General features: G+C 59.5%; 9 protein-coding genes. 1 reads left to right on the top strand and 8 read right to left on the bottom strand.

Features of this window, described 5'->3' with window-relative positions; genetic code table 11:
• Positions 1-46: 46 nt before the first annotated feature.
• Together aruF and ACOYXE_RS00760 are read right to left on the bottom strand one after the other, a co-directional pair.
• Entirely contained in the window at positions 47-1,066 is a 1,020-nt protein-coding gene (gene aruF, locus ACOYXE_RS00765) for an arginine/ornithine succinyltransferase subunit alpha (RefSeq protein WP_007919353.1), read from the bottom strand.
• 214 nt (positions 1,067-1,280) lie between these two features.
• A complete protein-coding gene (locus tag ACOYXE_RS00760; protein ID WP_160059095.1) occupies positions 1,281-2,501 on the bottom strand; it encodes an aspartate aminotransferase family protein in 1,221 nt (406 codons plus the stop codon).
• 304 nt (positions 2,502-2,805) lie between these two features.
• On the opposite strand from ACOYXE_RS00760, the gene ACOYXE_RS00755 reads away from it, so the two are divergent.
• Positions 2,806-10,611, top strand: coding sequence for a dermonecrotic toxin domain-containing protein (locus ACOYXE_RS00755; RefSeq protein ID WP_460927349.1), 7,806 nt, complete (start codon positions 2,806-2,808; stop codon positions 10,609-10,611).
• A gap of 19 nt (positions 10,612-10,630) precedes the next feature.
• Here ACOYXE_RS00755 and argR read toward each other — a convergent pair whose 3' ends face one another.
• The 6 genes from argR to ACOYXE_RS00725 form a co-directional block, all read right to left on the bottom strand.
• Entirely contained in the window at positions 10,631-11,623 is a 993-nt protein-coding gene (gene argR, locus ACOYXE_RS00750; RefSeq protein ID WP_174244476.1) for a transcriptional regulator ArgR, read from the bottom strand.
• A 244-nt stretch (positions 11,624-11,867) separates the two neighbouring features.
• Complete coding sequence (locus tag ACOYXE_RS00745) at positions 11,868-12,632, bottom strand: ABC transporter ATP-binding protein (RefSeq protein ID WP_003227281.1); 765 nt, start codon at positions 12,630-12,632, stop codon at positions 11,868-11,870.
• Between the two features lie 27 nt (positions 12,633-12,659).
• The gene (locus ACOYXE_RS00740) at positions 12,660-13,772 is read right to left on the bottom strand and encodes a M14 family metallopeptidase (protein WP_460927346.1); all 1,113 of its coding nucleotides are present in this window, start codon (positions 13,770-13,772) and stop codon (positions 12,660-12,662) included.
• Between the two features lies 1 nt (position 13,773).
• Positions 13,774-14,472 (bottom strand): ABC transporter permease, encoded by a 699-nt coding sequence (locus tag ACOYXE_RS00735; protein ID WP_007912703.1) that lies wholly within the window; start codon positions 14,470-14,472, stop codon positions 13,774-13,776.
• A complete protein-coding gene (locus ACOYXE_RS00730) occupies positions 14,469-15,158 on the bottom strand; it encodes an ABC transporter permease (protein WP_007912702.1) in 690 nt (229 codons plus the stop codon). The genes ACOYXE_RS00735 and ACOYXE_RS00730 overlap by 4 nt, the downstream gene beginning before the upstream one ends.
• A gap of 91 nt (positions 15,159-15,249) precedes the next feature.
• Entirely contained in the window at positions 15,250-16,023 is a 774-nt protein-coding gene (locus tag ACOYXE_RS00725) for an ABC transporter substrate-binding protein (RefSeq protein WP_460927344.1), read from the bottom strand.
• Between the last annotated feature and the right edge of the window lie 601 nt (positions 16,024-16,624).

Genomic DNA, 16,624 nt, shown 5'->3' with positions numbered 1-16,624 from the left:
CTCCTCAAACGGGCCGCTTTCGCCACCCGTGAAACTCGCTAAGGCGTTAAACCGCCACCAGGCGCACGCTGGCACCTTCACCGACGCCCAAGGCTTCGGCCGCTTCCAGATCCAGAGTCACCGGTTTACCCGGCGCGTAATCCAGTTCCAGCAGCACCGCGCGGTAATCCTGCAACTGCGCGTTGGCCACCAGATACTGACGCCCGGCACCTTTGACCGGCTCGCCGATCTTCACTGGCACCACGCGGCTCTGGGCGATCGAACGGATCCCCGAAACGCGCGCATGCAGGGTCGGGCCACCGTCGAAAATGTCGATGTAGTGATCGGTCTCGAAGCCTTCGCGCATCAGGATGTCGAAGGTAATCTGCGCACGCGGGTGCACCTGGCCCATCGCCTCTTGGGCGGAATCCGGCAGCAGCGGTACGTAGATCGGGTAATGCGGCATCAGCTCGGCGAGGAACGTACGGCTTTTCAGCCCGCACAGACGTTCGGCTTCGGCGTAGTTGAGGTCGAAGAAGTTGCGACCGATCGCATCCCAGAATGGCGAGTCGCCGTTCTCGTCGCTGTAACCGACGATCTCGGTGACCACCGAATCGGCGAAACGCTCCGGGTGGCTGGCAACGAACAGCAAACGGCCACGGGAGTTGAGTTCCGACCACGGCGAACCGACCAGCTCGCGCTGCACGTAGAAACTGGTCAGCAAGCTATTGCCGGTCAGGTCGTGGCACTGCGAAAGCACGTGGATCTTGTTGTGAATCTTCAGCTCGCGCGAAGCGTGGACGAAGGTCTCGTTGCGGAAGCTGTAGAACGGCTCCGAATAACCGGCTGAGGCGACGATGGCCGAGCAGCCGACCAGTTTTCCGGTGGTGGAATCTTCGAGGACGAAGAAGTAGCTCTCTTCACCGTTGAAGCTCACTTCGGCAGCGAACGAAGCTTCGCTCGCGGCAATCTTGTCGCTCAGACGTTCCACGTCATCCGGCAAGGAAGTGACACCAATCGGGCTGTCCGCAGCCAGACGCTGTACCTCGCCCAGATCAGCCATTTGCGCGGGGCGCATCACCAGCATGGTGTCACTCCTTTTCTCTTATCAATTCACAGAAAAATAGCCGGGCCTACATGGAGATCAATGTAGGAGTGAGCCTGCTCGCGATTGCGGTCTGTCAGAAACCAATGAGTCGACTGACACACCGCAATCGCGAGCAGGCTCACTCCTACAGTTGATCTGGTCCGGCATAAAATTTTGATCGACGCCTGAAAAACTCCAGGCGTCGAAGGGTCTATCAGACTTGCGTCAATGCTGCAGCCGCGCGCTCGAAACGATCCAGACCGGCATCAATATCGGCGTCTTCCACCACCAGGCTCGGGGCGAAACGGATCACGTCCGGGCCCGCCTGCAGAATCATCAGGCCTTCTTTTTCAGCAGCGTTGAAGATGTCTTTGGCTTTGCCTTTCCAGGCATCGTTCAGTACGCAACCGATCAGCAGACCGAGGCCACGCACCTGAGTGAACAAGCCGTATTTCTCGCCGATCTGCTCAAGGCGCGCCTTGAACTTGTCGTGCTTGGCATTCACGCCGCTCAGCACTTCAGGGGTGTTGATTACGTCGATCACCGCTTCAGCGACCGCGCACGCCAGCGGGTTGCCGCCGTACGTGGTGCCGTGAGTGCCGACGACCAAGTGTTTGGCCAGTGCTTCGGTGGTCAGCATCGCCGCGATCGGGAAACCACCGCCCAGGCTCTTGGCGCTGGTGAGGATGTCCGGGGTCACGCCGTAATGCTGATAGGCGAACAGCTTGCCGCTGCGGCCCATGCCCGTCTGCACTTCGTCGAACACCAGCAGAGCGTTGTTCGCGTCGCACAGTTCGCGGGCACCTTGCAGGTAAGCCAGCTCGGCTGGCAGTACGCCGCCCTCGCCCTGGATCGGTTCCAGCACGACCGCACAGGTCTTGTCGGAAACGGCGGCTTTCAGCGCTGCCAGATCGTTATAAGGCACGTGGGTGATGCCGGTGATTTTCGGGCCGAAACCGTCGGAGTACTTCGATTGGCCACCAACGTTGACGGTGAACAGGGTACGGCCGTGGAAGCTGTTCAGCGCGGCAATGATTTCGTATTTCTCAGTGCCGAAACGGTCGAACGCAACACGACGGGCCAGCTTGAACGCGGCCTCGTTGGCTTCAGCGCCGGAGTTGCAGAAGAACACGCGCTCGGCGAACGTGGCGTCGATCAGCTTGTGCGCCAGGCGCAGGGCCGGCTCGTTGGTGAACACGTTGGACACGTGCCACAGCTTGTTCGCTTGCTCGGTCAGTGCACCGACCAGCGCCGGGTGCGCATGGCCCAATACGTTAACGGCAATCCCGCCGGCGAAGTCGATCAGCTCGCGGCCGGCCTGATCCCAGACACGGGAACCGGCGCCACGCACCGGAATGAAAGCGGCAGGCGCGTAGTTGGGAACCATTACCTGGTCGAAATCAGCGCGTTGTACCGCAGCGTGCTCAACGGACATCGGAGTCTCCTGATGAGGGCCACCCGCCTGAAACTGGCGAGCGATGGGGGGATTGTAAGGACAGTTTTCTGCCCGGCCTTGTCGCCAAGCGACAACTTCTTATAGCGCAAACCCCGGATTTTCCCGGGTTTACGGCAATGCGACATATAGCGTCGCAAAGGCGCAGTTTACCGGGCGCCGCCGATTTGCGGCAGGTTGCTGAGAATACCAATTCAACCCCGCGACAAAGATATAAATATGTACCGCACAAGGGGGGCCATTTCCTGATTTGCTGCGCGTTCTTCTCAACGCCAAGGAATGGCCCATGCATCCGTCTCAACGACACCCACCGGCAGCCTCGACCGCCACGAGTGACGCGCAGCATCACGATGATCATTATCTGCCGCTGAAAAAAGCCCTGCCCGACTGGCTCGGTAACATTTCCACAGGCCGGCGCGAGGCACTCGGAAACACCCGGCCGCAGGCGTCCGCCTCGATTCAGGCTGCTCCGACCGAAAGCCATCAACAGATGAAGACCCTCAACGCCGCGCACTGGGTCGCGCAAAGCAAAGTCGACCAGAGCCTGGAACACCTGCAGGACGCCAGCGCCTTTGCCGAACCGTTGCTCAAACAACAACTGAAAGACTGTTTCGGCCTGGACCTGGATGTGCGCAACACCTTTGTGCGCCTCTACATTCCCGCGACCACACCGTGGTTCCCGATCACCACGGGCGCCCGCGTCTGGACGGTGTCACTGCTGGATGCCGCGCTGCATAACTTCGAAGAAAAGGAAACCTCCGAAAACGCCTTCGAAGCCGAATCGACCTATACGAACCGTCCCTCGGCAACCGGTCAGTTCGAGACCTTGCCGGCGCTCAAATCCACACTGAGCATTCCAGCCTTCACCCGGTTGTGTCGCAGTCTGGATCTCGGCGCCCGCTATAAAACCCATCTGGAAGACAACCTTGGTTATTCCGATCCGATGGTGGCCTCCGTACTGCGCGGAAAAATAGACGACAGTCAGAAAGCCGCGATGAAAGCCGCACTGCAATGGGCGCGGATGAATCACGATGTCTCGGAAAGTTATTTTCGCTTGATCGACGCCGTGCTCGACGGCATGACCGGGCTATATATCAGCGGCGCGCAGGTAAAGAGCCATGACATGGGAATGCTGTGCGCGCCGCTCACCGGTATCGTCGTCTTTGCCCCCGACCTGTATGTGTCGCGAGACCCGGCACGGGTGGTGGCCTATGTCCCGGACGACCCCGAACACCCCTTCAAGGAATACGCCTCGACCTACGAACTGTTTGTCGAACTGACGCGCCAGTTGCGCTCGAAAGACTATCAACAGTTTTTCAGCCGCTTTGTGAACCACGAACATCGCGGGTTTTTCTTCAGCACCCTCAACAGCCGCTTGACGCAGATGACGTGGCATCCGCCGGAGCCCGGCAGTTCGCTGCCCGCGTGGCGCGAAACCCCGGTCGAGCGGCCGGACCTGCAAACCACCCTGACGCCGTTCCCTGACAATCTCTGGCAACACCTTTATCAAGCGAAACTGAACAAGATCTTCAATGACGCCCGGGTGATCGCCGTGCCCACCTCCGTAGTGGACCAAAAGGCGCGCTGGGCGTTCTGGGATTCAGTAAGCAACATCCTCTCGAGCATTGTTCAGACCGCCGCGCTGATCGTCGCGCCGTTTGTGCCGGTACTCGGTGAAGCGATGATGGCGTACATGGCCTATCAAATGCTCGACGAAGCCTTCGAGGGCATCATCGAGTGGGGCCAGGGCCGCACGACAGAAGCCTTCGAGCACTTGATGGACACCGTCGAATCGCTGATCCAACTCGGCATCTTCGGCGTGGGCGGTGCGATTGGTGCCGGCGAATTTCGCAAGGTCCTGCCCAAGGAGGTGGTCGCATTCATCGATCGTTTCAAGCCTGTGCAATTGAGCAACGGCGCAACCCGCTACTGGGATCCCGATCTGACCCGCTACCAACACACAGCGGTGCCCGATGCCGGCTCAATGCCCAACGAACTGGGTTTGCACACGCATCAAGGCAAACAACTGCTGCCACTGGAAGACGCCCATTTTGCCGTGAGCGAAAGTGCGATTCCCGGCCAATACATCATCGAACACCCGACTCGACCCGACGCCTACCAACCGACGGTGCGGCACAACGGCGCCGGTGCCTGGCACACCGAAATGGAACAACCACTGGCGTGGGACACCGACACGGCGCTGCGACGAGTCTCCCCTGCCATCGATACGTTCTCGCCGACCGAGCGCGAGACCATTCTTCGTGTCAGTGGCGTCAATGACGATGCCGTGCGCAAGATGCATGTCGATCAACAAACACCGCCGCCGCTGCTGGCCGACAGCATCCAGCGCTTCAAGATCGATCAACAGCTGCAACGCTTCATCGATCAACTCGACAGCAACGTGGCCGAACAATACCGGCGCGCCGATCCGGTGACGCAGCTGCAACTGCTGACGGAACACGGTCGCTGGCCGAGCAGCCAGCGCCTGCGTCTGGCTAATCAACAGGGCGAACTGCTCTGGCAATCTTCGGCGGACGAATCCTTGCCACTGATCGAGCTTCGCCAGGCCAGCCTGATCGATGGCGACCTGCTCAAAACCCTGCTTGCGTCCCTCGACGAGCAACAAACCAAAGCCCTGCTCGCAGAATCCTTCGGCGGGCCAATGCCTTCACTCGATGTCCGTAGTCAGACCTTGCGCCAACAACTGGCCCATCTCGCCCGCCGCCATCGCAGCTCGATGTTCGAATCGCGCTATCAGGCCCTGCAGCACATTGACGACCCGCTGGCCCAAGCGCTTGTCAGCCACGATCCATCACTGCCGGCGAGCATCACTCGCGAACTGCTCGACACTGCCACTGGCAGCGAGCTGATGCAGATCAACGAAGGTGAACTGCCACCGCGCCAGCAGGCACTCCTGCAACGGGCGCAACAGGAGGTGCGCGTTACCCGCGCTTACGAGGGGCTGGCGCTGAAGTCCGTGAGCAATGCCGATTCCGACTCTCTGGCGCTGCACAGCCTCAAGTTACTGCCGGGCTGGAGCGGCGATGTGCGCATCGAAATCCGCGACGGTCGCTATGAAGGCCGCGTACTCGACAGCATCGGACGCGAAGATGCGCCCGCACAGAAAGTGCTGGTGCGCCAATCGGACGGTCGCTATCAGCCCTTTGACGACCGCGACCAGGAACTGCACTCGGCCACGGATTTTTACTCCAGCGTTTTGTACGCGCTACCCGATGGCGAGCGCCGAAGTCTGAATATGCAGATCGGTCAGAGCGACCTGCTGCAGTCGGCGATCCGCGAGCGAACACTGGCACGCAATGAACTGCGCACCGTAATGTTCGAGACGCCAATCCTTCAGCCTGCGGTGGACACGCTACGCCTTGAGGGCTTCGGCGATCAGCGACTGAGTACCCCCAGGCGCCTTGAAGATGCCGACTTTTTTCAAGCGGGCGAACTCGGTGCGGTCGGCATCGAACATCAGGACAACCTGATGACCACCGGCCAGCGCATCGTCAGCCCCGAGGAGCGTGTGCAGGAAGTTTTTCGAGGCTTCTCCGCTGAGGAAGCACGAAATTACGTGGCTGCTTTTCAGAATGATCCGGCCGCACTCAACGTTGAACTGGCCAGGCGTCGCAATGAACACATGAAGCTCAGCGATGATCTGCGTCGCTGGGAAATTGATGTCCCGGCCAACGATCCGGTCAGTGGCCTGCCGTTGACCTACATCGAGCGCCGGGCAGCCCTGCAGAATCGCGCCCGACTCAGGGACGCACTGTTGCGTTGCTGGCGCAGACAGACCCGTGGCCCCGCCGGCTACATGTTGCAGATCGCCGAACCGATCCTCGGTGACTTGCCCGTACTGGAGGCGGATTTTGGTCACGTCTCGATGCTCTCCATAAACGGCAGCGCCAGCACCGGGGCTGTGGATGCGTTTTTGCAACGCTTCCCGAGCATGCTGTATCTGGATGCGCAAAATCTCAACCTGCCGAATCTGCCCCAATCCGTGAGTGCCATGCCCAATCTGCGTCAGTTGATCCTGCGCAACTGTGGCATCCGCCATTCGGCGGCCAACCAGACGTTGCTGGCGGCATTGCCCCATCTCTCGCTGCTGGATCTGCGCGGTAATGCCTTGGGTACGCCCCCGGACATCAGCGCACTGCCATCGCTGCGTCACCTCAATCTGTCGAGAACGGGCATTTCCACAGTGCCTGCCAACATGCTCGATCATCCGCGCCTGATCACCGCGAGTTTCGAGGGCAACAACATCACGGAAATACCGCCGCCCTTTTTCAATCTGGCCAGCTCTCTCAGTGACGGTTTCGGGTTTGCCGACAACCCGCTGACGACAGCCACTCGGGAGAAGGTCAAAGCGTTCTATAACCACACCGGAAAACACTTCGGGGTACGACCGGAGTCTGCAGACATCGAGCGCGCCGTGGCATTGTTTCCGGCACTCAACGCCGATCAGGCCAGTGATCTGCTGTATCGGTTGCCCGGCACCCTGTTCGAAGGCCGATTTCAACTCGCCCGCTGGGAGGTCGAACTCAGCCATCTGAGAACCGAACTGGGTACCTGGGTCGAGCGGATTCCGGCGCTCGAACCCATTTTCAGGCGGCCGTTGACCGTCGATGAACAAGCCTCCGAGCGCAATGCCAGGAACGCATTCCGGGAAACACTGGAACAGTTCTGGCGCAACAGGTCGGCCTCTGTCCGGCAAAGCGAGCTGGTAGCGAATCTGGACTTTATGGGCGACATGCCCATCCTCAGCGCCAACTTCGACCATGTCTCCCGCTTGCGGCTCACCGGTAACAAAAATATTTCGGCCTTGCTCCCGTTCATGCAGCGCTTCAAGCACCTGAACACATTGGAGTTGCACGCCTTCGACCTCGAACCGATTGCGCTGTCATCGATCAAAATGCCGCGGCTCAATGTGCTGGAGCTCAACGATTGCGGTGTGGTGCTGACCCCGGAAAATCAGGCGACACTGGTCTCGCTCAACAACCTGCATACGCTGGACTTGAGCAACAATCCGCTGGGGACTTTCCCCGACCTTAATCAGTTGCCTGAACTCACCTACCTCGACCTGTCCAATACCGGCATCAACGTAGTACCCGAAGGGCTGACCAGCCACCCGAGTTTGCGTACCGCTATCCTCAGCGGCAACCGTATCAGCGAAATACCCGATGCCGTGTTTGATATGCCGGCCAATCAGAGCGATGGCCTGGACTTCTCCGACAACCCGCTGACCCGTGAAACGCACAACAAGATAAAGACCTATTACCGACTCACCGGACTCGACTTCGACGTGCGCGCTGATGAGGGCGATATCGCCCTTATGCGTCAGCTGTTTCCGTCGCTGGACGAGCAGGAGGCCAGCGATGTGTTCTATGACTTGCCGGGCACCTTGGCGGATGGCCGGACTCAGCTCATGCAATGGCGTGCCGAACTTAACCAGATGACCACCGACCTGACCTTGTGGGCGCCCCAAGTGCCGAGCACCCACCCTGTCACCGGCGAAATCCTCACAGCCATCGAGTTGTTCGATCAGTACGCTGCCCGGTCCGAGTTCGGCCAACAACTGGAACGGTTCTGGCGTCACCGCTATGGTGAGTCGGGTATGCGCGCCGACTTCTTCGAGGCTGACCTGCGCTTTTTTGGTGAATTCCCCCGACTGACAGCAGATTTCAGCCATGTGTCGGGCGTAAAGCTCAAAGGCAACAACGCCATCGGTGCACCCGAGGCATTCATCGATTTGTTCGTCAACACACGGGAACTGGAACTGCAGCAATTCCCGCTGAATGAAATCCCCCAGGCAGTGGCCCGACTGTCAACGCTCAAGGAACTCTCCCTGCCCCGCTGCGGCATTACCTTCAACGCAGTCGACCAAAGCACCCTCTCGACGCTGCGCAGTCTTGAACTGCTGGACCTGAGCCACAACCCACTGACAATGGCACCCGACCTCCGGCTCTTCCCCGCCATGCGTGACATTTTGCTGACCAATACCGGCATTCCCGCCCTGCCCGATGGCATCGCCGGTCACCCGAACCTGAAAAACGCGCTGCTGAACGGCAACCGCATCACCGACCTCCCCGAGCAGTTTTTCAGCCTCGACCTGGACCTCGCCGATGGACTCAATCTGGGTAACAACCCGCTGTCCCTCGCCGCTCGCGAACGCATCAAAACCTATTACCTCGAGCAAGGACGTCACTTTGACGTGATGCCGGACGTCAGCGACCTGGCCAGCGCACAGCGCCTGTATCCGTGGATGGATGTCGACGATGCCAGTCACTTGATCTATCACCTGCCCGGCACATTGCAGGCCGGTACGGCGCAACTGATGCGCTGGGAGGCGGAAATCAGCCAGATGATCAGCGACCTGAGTGCCTGGTCCGACCGCGTGCCGGTACGCAACCCCGCCACAGGCGAGCACTGGGGAGCCATCCATCGAGCGATTGAACAGAGCCACCGCAAACAGTTCAGTCAGAAACTGGAAGAGTTCTGGCGCGGCAGAAACCCGGACAAACCCGAACTAAGGCTAAACTCGCTGGAATTCGATGCGTCCTTCGCCGGGGAGTTGCCGCCACTGACGGCCGACTTCAGTCACGTCATCCGCTTATCCATACGGGGCAACGAAGCCCTGAACGCACCCACAGGTTTTCTGTCGTGTTTCAGCGGACTGCAAGTCCTGGAACTGCGCAGTTTCGCCCTGGGTCGGGTGCCGCGAGCGCTGTCGCTGATGCCGGCCATGGAAACACTGACAATGAGCAGCTGCGGTATTGTCCTCGACACAATGGGGCAGACCACACTGTCCAGAATGAACCGCCTGAAGGCGCTGGACCTGTACAACAACCCACTGGGCACTGCACCGGATATCAGCTCATTGCGGGCACTGAAGACACTTGACCTGACCCGTACCGGTATCAGCCAGATACCCGCCGGCTTGGGGCAATTGACGAAACTGCGCTACGCGTTGCTGAGTGAAAACGCCATTGTCGACTTGCCGCAGGACATGACCGGATTTGCCTCAAACGGCGTTGATCTGCGAGCCAACCCGCTGTCCGTTGCCGCCAGAGACCGGATCAAAGCCGAATACCGGATCACTCGCAAGCACTTGGGCGTTACGGCCGACGAAGCGGACATCGCCCTGACGCAAGCTCTGTACCCAGGCATCAACGAAGCCGATGCAAACCACCTGATCTACAGTCTGCCGGGCACTATGGCCGAAGGGCGGCTCGAATTATTGCGCCGACAGCGGGATCTGACGACATTGCTTGGCGAGCTCGGGACATGGGCGAAGGAAGCTGCGCGCGATCCGTTCACGGGGGCCACGCTGGAAGGCGAAGCGCTGCAACAGGAAAACGCCAGAAGAACCTGGTTCAAGGATGGCCTGGAGCGACGTTTGCGCGAGGCTCCGGTAGGCTTTGCACCGACTGGGCTGGCCTGTGACCTGTCGTTCATCGGTGAGTTACCGACACTGAGCGGGCGTTTCGAGCAGATCACCGAACTGACACTGACCAGCACCGCCCGCGTACACCCCCGGGTTGACCGCCTGCTCGAACTGTTTCCGAATCTTGAGAACCTGGATATCCGGGCCTATCAGCTCAACGAGATTCCGCCAGCGGTGTTCCGCATGAGCAAGCTGACCGACCTGGAACTGCCCTACTGCCGGATCGTCCTGAACGCGCAAACCGCGAGCGCACTGGCGCGTATGGAGAACCTGCAAAAACTGGACTTGAGCCACAATCCGTTAGGGCTGACGCCGGACCTGAGAAACCTGCACATGTGCTACTCGTTGCATCTGGAAAATACCGGGCTGAGCGAACTGCCACCCGGGCTTTTCGAACTGCCCCGTTTGAATTATGCGGACCTGTCCGGCAACGCCATTACCGAACTCCCCGACCCGCTGCCCTCGCCGACCTCCGGCGCAAAAACCACCTACGAGTTCACGGGCAATCCCTTGAACGCACAGAGCCAGCAACGACTGACGACGTATAGCGAGGCGGTAAAAGCCCACTTGCTCGAGGAGTACGAAAGGCGCAGGAACCAGGCCGATCCGCTGGACAATTTCAGGGCTATCTCGTTTTCCGATTGACCCCGGCGCTCGACGCGGTCTAACCGCGCTCGGGCGGCACTGAAGACAATTCGAACGGGCTGCTGCTGCGCCGCTGGTTGCGATCTTCCCGCGGCGTGGCACCGAAGAAATTGCGATAGGCGCTGGAGAAATGCGGCCCTGAAGAAAAGCCACACGAGAGGCCGATCTGAATGATCGACTTGCTGGTCTGCATCAACATCTGCCGGGCCTTGTTCAGGCGCAATTCCAGGTAGTACTGGCTCGGCACACGGTTGAGGTATTGCTTGAAGATCCGCTCCAACTGTCGACGGGACACGCACACGTGTTGGGCGATTTCGTCGGTGGTCAGCGGTTCTTCGATGTTGGCTTCCATCAGCAACACCGCTTGGGTGAGCTTCGGATGACTGGAACCGAGACGGTTCTGCAACGGAATGCGCTGACGCTCGCCACCTTCGCGGATGCGTTCAACCACCAGTTCTTCCGAGACTGCACCGGCCAGTTCTGCACCGTGATCGCGAGCCAGCACCGCCAGCAACAGATCGAGCACGGACATGCCGCCGCATGCGGTCAAGCGATCGCGATCCCAGTCGAACAGGTGACTGGTGGCGATGACTTTCGGAAAGCGCTCGGCGAAATCGTCCTGCCAGCGCCAGTGCACCGCCGCGCGATAACCGTCGAGCAAACCGAGTTGCGCCAATGGATAAACGCCAGCGGACAAACCGCCGATGACCGTGCCCGCACGCACCAGTTGCTTGAGCGCACTGCTGAGCGCCGGGGCCAATGTGGTCGGCGGCTCGTCAGCGAGCAGGAAAAGTTTCTGGAAGTTTTCGAGCTTGCCGGTCCAGGCCTCACCGGGCAGTTGCCAGGCGCCTTCGGCCCCGGCTCCTGTAACGGCTTCGGCCTGCAGGAACGACAGTTCGTAAACCACGTCCGGGTGCACACGCTGAGCAACACGCAAGGCTTCCTCCGCCAGCGCCAGCGTCAACGCTTTAGTGCTGGGCCAAATCAGGAAACCAATTCGATGGGCAGTCATGGGCGGGCAATCCGAAACGAAGAACAGTGATGAAGGCAAGGGCCAATGCTAGCCCGAAAATGAACACAAATCTTGAAACTGCGCAGATCAAATGTAGGAGTGAGCCTGCTCGCGATGGCGGTGTAACAGTCAACATTACTGCTGTCTGAACCACCGCTTTCGCGAGCAGGCTCACTCCTACAAGGGATCTCGGTCAGTCTCTAGGTCGCGAAGCATGACCTAATCTGGTGCATAACGGCAGCGATTACTTGAGGCTGCCCGAGAGGAATTGTTGCAAACGTTCAGACTGCGGATTCACCAGCACTTCACGCGGGTTGCCGCTTTCTTCAACAACGCCTTTGTGCAGGAACACCAACTGGTTCGACACTTCACGGGCAAAGCCCATCTCGTGGGTCACCACAACCATGGTGCGACCTTCCTGAGCCAGCGCTTGCATGACTTTCAGCACGTCGCCCACCAGCTCCGGGTCGAGCGCCGAAGTCGGTTCGTCGAACAGCATGACTTCCGGTTCCATCGCCAGCGCACGAGCAATCGCCACGCGCTGCTGCTCGCCACCGGACATGTGCCCCGGGAACGCGTCTTTACGATGGGCCACGCCAACCTTGTTCAGGTAGTGCTCGGCTTTCTCGCGGGCTTCGGCCTTGGACACGCCGAGTACATGAACCGGCGCTTCCATGATGTTTTCCAGCGCAGTCATGTGTGACCACAGGTTGAAATGCTGGAACACCATCGACAGGCGCGAACGCATGCGTTGCAGCTGCTTCGGATCAGCGGCTTTCAGCGCGCCGTCCTTGTTCGCCACCAGTTTCAGCTCTTCGTTGTTGAGCAGAATCTTGCCCGCGTGCGGCTGCTCAAGCAGGTTGATGCAGCGCAGGAAAGTACTTTTGCCGGAGCCACTGGAGCCGATGATGCTGATCACATCGCCGGCTGCCGCTTTCAGGGACACGCCCTTGAGCACTTCGTGACTGCCATAGCGTTTATGCAGGTCTTGGACTTCAAGTTTGTACATGCGGTCGGTTCTCACAAAAACAGTCAGTCAGTCGTTGAGCAAGCGCCCGTGACGCAGCGCTTCGCGCCCCGCCACCTTGGCCAGCCAGAAACCGGGTTGGGCATAACGCAGCCGTTCAATGGCAAACAGCACCCCGGAGGTACCAGCACATACCGTGCTGACCCGATCGGACAGAGGATCAATCACTTCAAAAATCTCATCACCCGCCTCGACCCACTCGCCGGGCTTGCGCAGAAAACTCACGACGCCCGGATGCGGCGCGAACAGCAACTCAGTGCCCTCGAACGGCATGCCTTCACAGGCTTCGTGCGCCGGGTTCGGCCACTCGCCGGTGATCAAGCCTTGCTCGTCGAGGAACGCAAGAATGCCTTCAGCATACGCACAGGCTTCGGCGCGACCGGTGTCGGCCTGACCGCCAAGCTCAATCGTGGTCGCCAGACATGCCAACGGAACCTGCGCATCGGGGAACTGACGCGACAGACGCAACCATGGCAGCGAGCAAGCTTCATCGAACGAGCTGCCGCCGGAATCTTCCGCGAGCAATCCGACCTTCACATTCAGGTGCGCGGCCAGCGAACGCCACTGCGGCCAGTGCTGCGGCAACGCATACATGTGCAGCGCGGCTTCGGCATCGCAATGCAGATCGAGCACCACATCAGCGGTGCAAGCGTGGCTGAGCAACACACGCTGCATACCTTGCAACTGGCTACTCGCCTCCGGCAATGCCGCCAAGTGATCAGCCATGGCCTGACGGATCAGACGCACATTGGCATGCGGATCATCACCGAGACGCTCGGCCAATGCTGCCGCAACCGGCGCGCTCAGCTCGACGAAATCACGGTTGAAATTCTTGCCGCTGCCGGCCTCGAAACGGCCCTGGTGATTGCCTTGCAGCAATTGCCCAAGACCCAACGGGTTGGCGACCGGCACCAGTTCGATGACGCCGTTGAGCAAGCCTTTGGCTTCGAGTTCGCCAAGGCGCTTTTTCAGCTCCCAAGCGGTGCGCATGCCCGGCAATTCGTCAGCGTGCAGGCTGGCCTGAATGTAGGCCTTGCGCTCGCCGCGTCCGAAACGGAACACGGAAATCTTGCGCTCGCTGCCCAGGTGGCTCCACGGCAATACGTGGTCGATGCGTTCCATATCAGTGCTTCCGCGGGGCCAGGTAGCTCAACCAGCGACGCTCGGCCAGTTTGAACAGCTTGACCAGAATGAACGTCAGGCACAGGTAGAACACGCCAGCGGTGATGTACGCCTCGAACGGCAGATAGAACTGCGCGTTGACCGTGCGCGCCGCGCCAGTGATGTCGATCAAGGTGACGATGGAGGCCAGACTGGTGGTCTGCAGCATCATGATCACTTCGTTGCTGTACTGCGGCAGTGCCCGGCGCAGGGCCGATGGCAGCAGAATGCGCTTGTACAGTTTGAAGCGCGACATGCCCATGGCCTTGGCCGCTTCGATCTCACCGTTCGGCGTGGCCTTGAGACTTCCGGCGATGATCTCGGCGGTGTAGGCGCTGGTGTTGACCGCAAAGGCCAGGCACGCACAGAACGTTGCGCTGGACAGCCACGGCCACAAGAAGCTTTCGCGTACTGCTTCGAACTGCGCCAGACCGTAGTAGATCAGGAACAGTTGCACCAGCATCGGCGTGCCACGGATCACGTAGGTGTACAGCCACGCGGCGCCGTTGACGACCGGGTTCTTCGAGACGCGCATCAGCCCCAGCGGCAGGGCCGCGAGCAGACCGAAAAACAGCGACAGCGCGAGCAGTTTGAGGGTGGTCAGCAGGCCGCCGAGGTACAGCGGCATGGCCTCCCAAATGACGTTGTAGTCGAAGATCATAGATCAGCCGCCCTTACGCCTACCGAGTAGCGCTTCTCAAGTTGACGCAGGATCAGCAACGAAACACTGGTGATCACCAGGTACATCGCCGCCACTGCGAGGAAGAAGGTGAAAGGCTCGCGGGTGGCATCTGCCGCCTGCTTGGCCTTGAACATCATGTCTTGCAGACCGACCACGGAAATCAGCGCGGTCGCCTTGGTGAGTACCAGCCAGTTGTTGGTGAAGCCCGGAATCGCCAGGCGAATCATCTGCGGCACCATCACTCGGAAGAACACCTGAAAACTGCTCATGCCATACGCCATGCCCGCTTCGGCCTGACCTTTGGGAATGGCCATGAACGCGCCACGGAAGGTTTCCGACAGGTACGCACCGAAGATGAAACCGAGGGTGCCTATACCGGCGGCCAGCGGATTCAGATCGATGTAGTCGTCATAGCCGAGCATCGGTGCGACGCGGTTGAGCAAGTCCTGACCGCCGTAGAAAATCAGCAGGATCAGCACCAGATCGGGAATCCCGCGGATCACCGTGGAATACAGATCGCCCAGCCAGGCCAGCCAGCGCACCGGCGACAGGCGCAACGCGACACCGATCAGCCCGAGAACGATGGCCAGAGCCATGGACGACAAGGCGAGCTGAAGCGTCAGCCATGCGCCATCGAGGATGACAGCCCCGTAGCCTTTCAACATGATTCAGGTCCTCGAAAGTTGGGATGAAAAAATGGCGCAAACCGCAGAGATCCTGTTGCTTGCGCCATTTCGGACTTGTCGCAGAGACGTCTTACTTGCCGTAGATATCGAAGGCGAAGTACTTGTCCTGGATTGCTTTGTATTTGCCGTTTTCGCGGATGGCCGCGATGGCCGCGTTGATCTTGTCTTTCAGGGCGTCGCCCTTACGCACGGCAATGCCTACGCCGTCGCCGAAGTATTTGACGTCGGTGAACTGTGGACCGACGAAAGCGAAGCCTTTGCCGGAATCGGTGTTCAGGAAGCCATCTTGCAGCAGGGTAGCGTCAGCCACAGTGCCGTCGAGGCGACCAGCGGCCACGTCGAGGTAGATTTCGTTCTGCGAGCCGTACGGCTTGATCTCGGCGCCCAGTGGGGCCAGGACTTCGCGAGCGAAGCGCTCGTGGATCGAACCACGTTGTACGCCGATGTTCTTGCCTTTGAGCTCAGACAGGTTGTCGCTGACAACGGAGCCTTGCTTCATGACCAGACGTGCCGGGGTGTTGTAGTACTTGTTGGTGAAGTCGACCGACTTCTTGCGGTCTTCGGTGATCGACATCGACGACAGGATCGCGTCGATCTTGCGCACTTTCAGTGCCGGGATCAGACCGTCGAACTCTTGCTCGACCCACACGCACTTGACCTGCATCTGCTCGCACAGAGCGTTGCCGATGTCGTAGTCGAAACCGACGATGCTGCCATCCGGCGCTTTCGAGGCGAACGGAGGGTAAGCCGCTTCGATACCGATCTTCAGAGGTTTTTCGTCAGCGAAGGCGTTCATCGACAGCACGGACAGTGCCAGGGCGCCAAGCAGCACAAGTTTCTTCATCTTGGGACTCCATCGGTAAAGGGCAAAAACGGCAGAGTGAGCGACAGCCCAATATGCGAATGGGTGAATCGGGAAATCGGTTGCTGCATCGGTGGGAAATTTCCCGTTGAAACCGAAGGAGGTTTCAACGTCAGCCACGATGAGCGAGTGATCGGCATTCTAACGACAGGCCGGAAGCCGATATTTCTTCAATGCGACAACTAATTACAGATGCACAGAGAAAGCGACTTTGGCACATTGACAGCCCTGCAATTTCATGCAAGAGCGAAAGACAGTGAACCGATCTATGCTGCAAATTGCGGGCCTATTATTCGCAAACCCTTCTAATCCGGCAAGCGCAGCGTTGTGTCTTATTTTTCACTGGGGGGTTAGAGGCTCTAAAACGGGGCGATGCGTTTCCCTTTGCCCCGTCGCGGGGCGGGCGGTTACACATTCGGTTACGTGAAACGCGGCGGGTAACAGCGGGAAAGGTCTTACGGGGGAGATCGATAATTATTGGTTGGGTGAGTTCGAGGTCTGACAGCGGACTACCTCGGCGTCTGACAAATTGCCTTCGCGAGCAGGCTCACTCCTACAGTTGATCGCGTTTCTTCAGGTGGAA

The organism is Pseudomonas sp. MC6 (assembly GCF_054790575.1).
The sequence above is the reverse complement of the archived record's forward strand: the minus strand, read 5'-3'. Positions and strand labels throughout refer to the sequence as shown.

What these genes read in the sequence shown, in the direction of transcription:
- aruF (WP_007919353.1), bottom strand. Translation starts at nt 1,066, where the DNA reads ATGCTGGTGATGCGCCCCGCGCAAATGGCTGATCTGGGCGAGGTACAG.
- ACOYXE_RS00760 (WP_160059095.1), bottom strand. Translation starts at nt 2,501, where the DNA reads ATGTCCGTTGAGCACGCTGCGGTACAACGCGCTGATTTCGACCAGGTA.
- ACOYXE_RS00755 (WP_460927349.1), top strand. Translation starts at nt 2,806, where the DNA reads ATGCATCCGTCTCAACGACACCCACCGGCAGCCTCGACCGCCACGAGT.
- argR (WP_174244476.1), bottom strand. Translation starts at nt 11,623, where the DNA reads ATGACTGCCCATCGAATTGGTTTCCTGATTTGGCCCAGCACTAAAGCG.
- ACOYXE_RS00745 (WP_003227281.1), bottom strand. Translation starts at nt 12,632, where the DNA reads ATGTACAAACTTGAAGTCCAAGACCTGCATAAACGCTATGGCAGTCAC.
- ACOYXE_RS00740 (WP_460927346.1), bottom strand. Translation starts at nt 13,772, where the DNA reads ATGGAACGCATCGACCACGTATTGCCGTGGAGCCACCTGGGCAGCGAG.
- ACOYXE_RS00735 (WP_007912703.1), bottom strand. Translation starts at nt 14,472, where the DNA reads ATGATCTTCGACTACAACGTCATTTGGGAGGCCATGCCGCTGTACCTC.
- ACOYXE_RS00730 (WP_007912702.1), bottom strand. Translation starts at nt 15,158, where the DNA reads ATGTTGAAAGGCTACGGGGCTGTCATCCTCGATGGCGCATGGCTGACG.
- ACOYXE_RS00725 (WP_460927344.1), bottom strand. Translation starts at nt 16,023, where the DNA reads ATGAAGAAACTTGTGCTGCTTGGCGCCCTGGCACTGTCCGTGCTGTCG.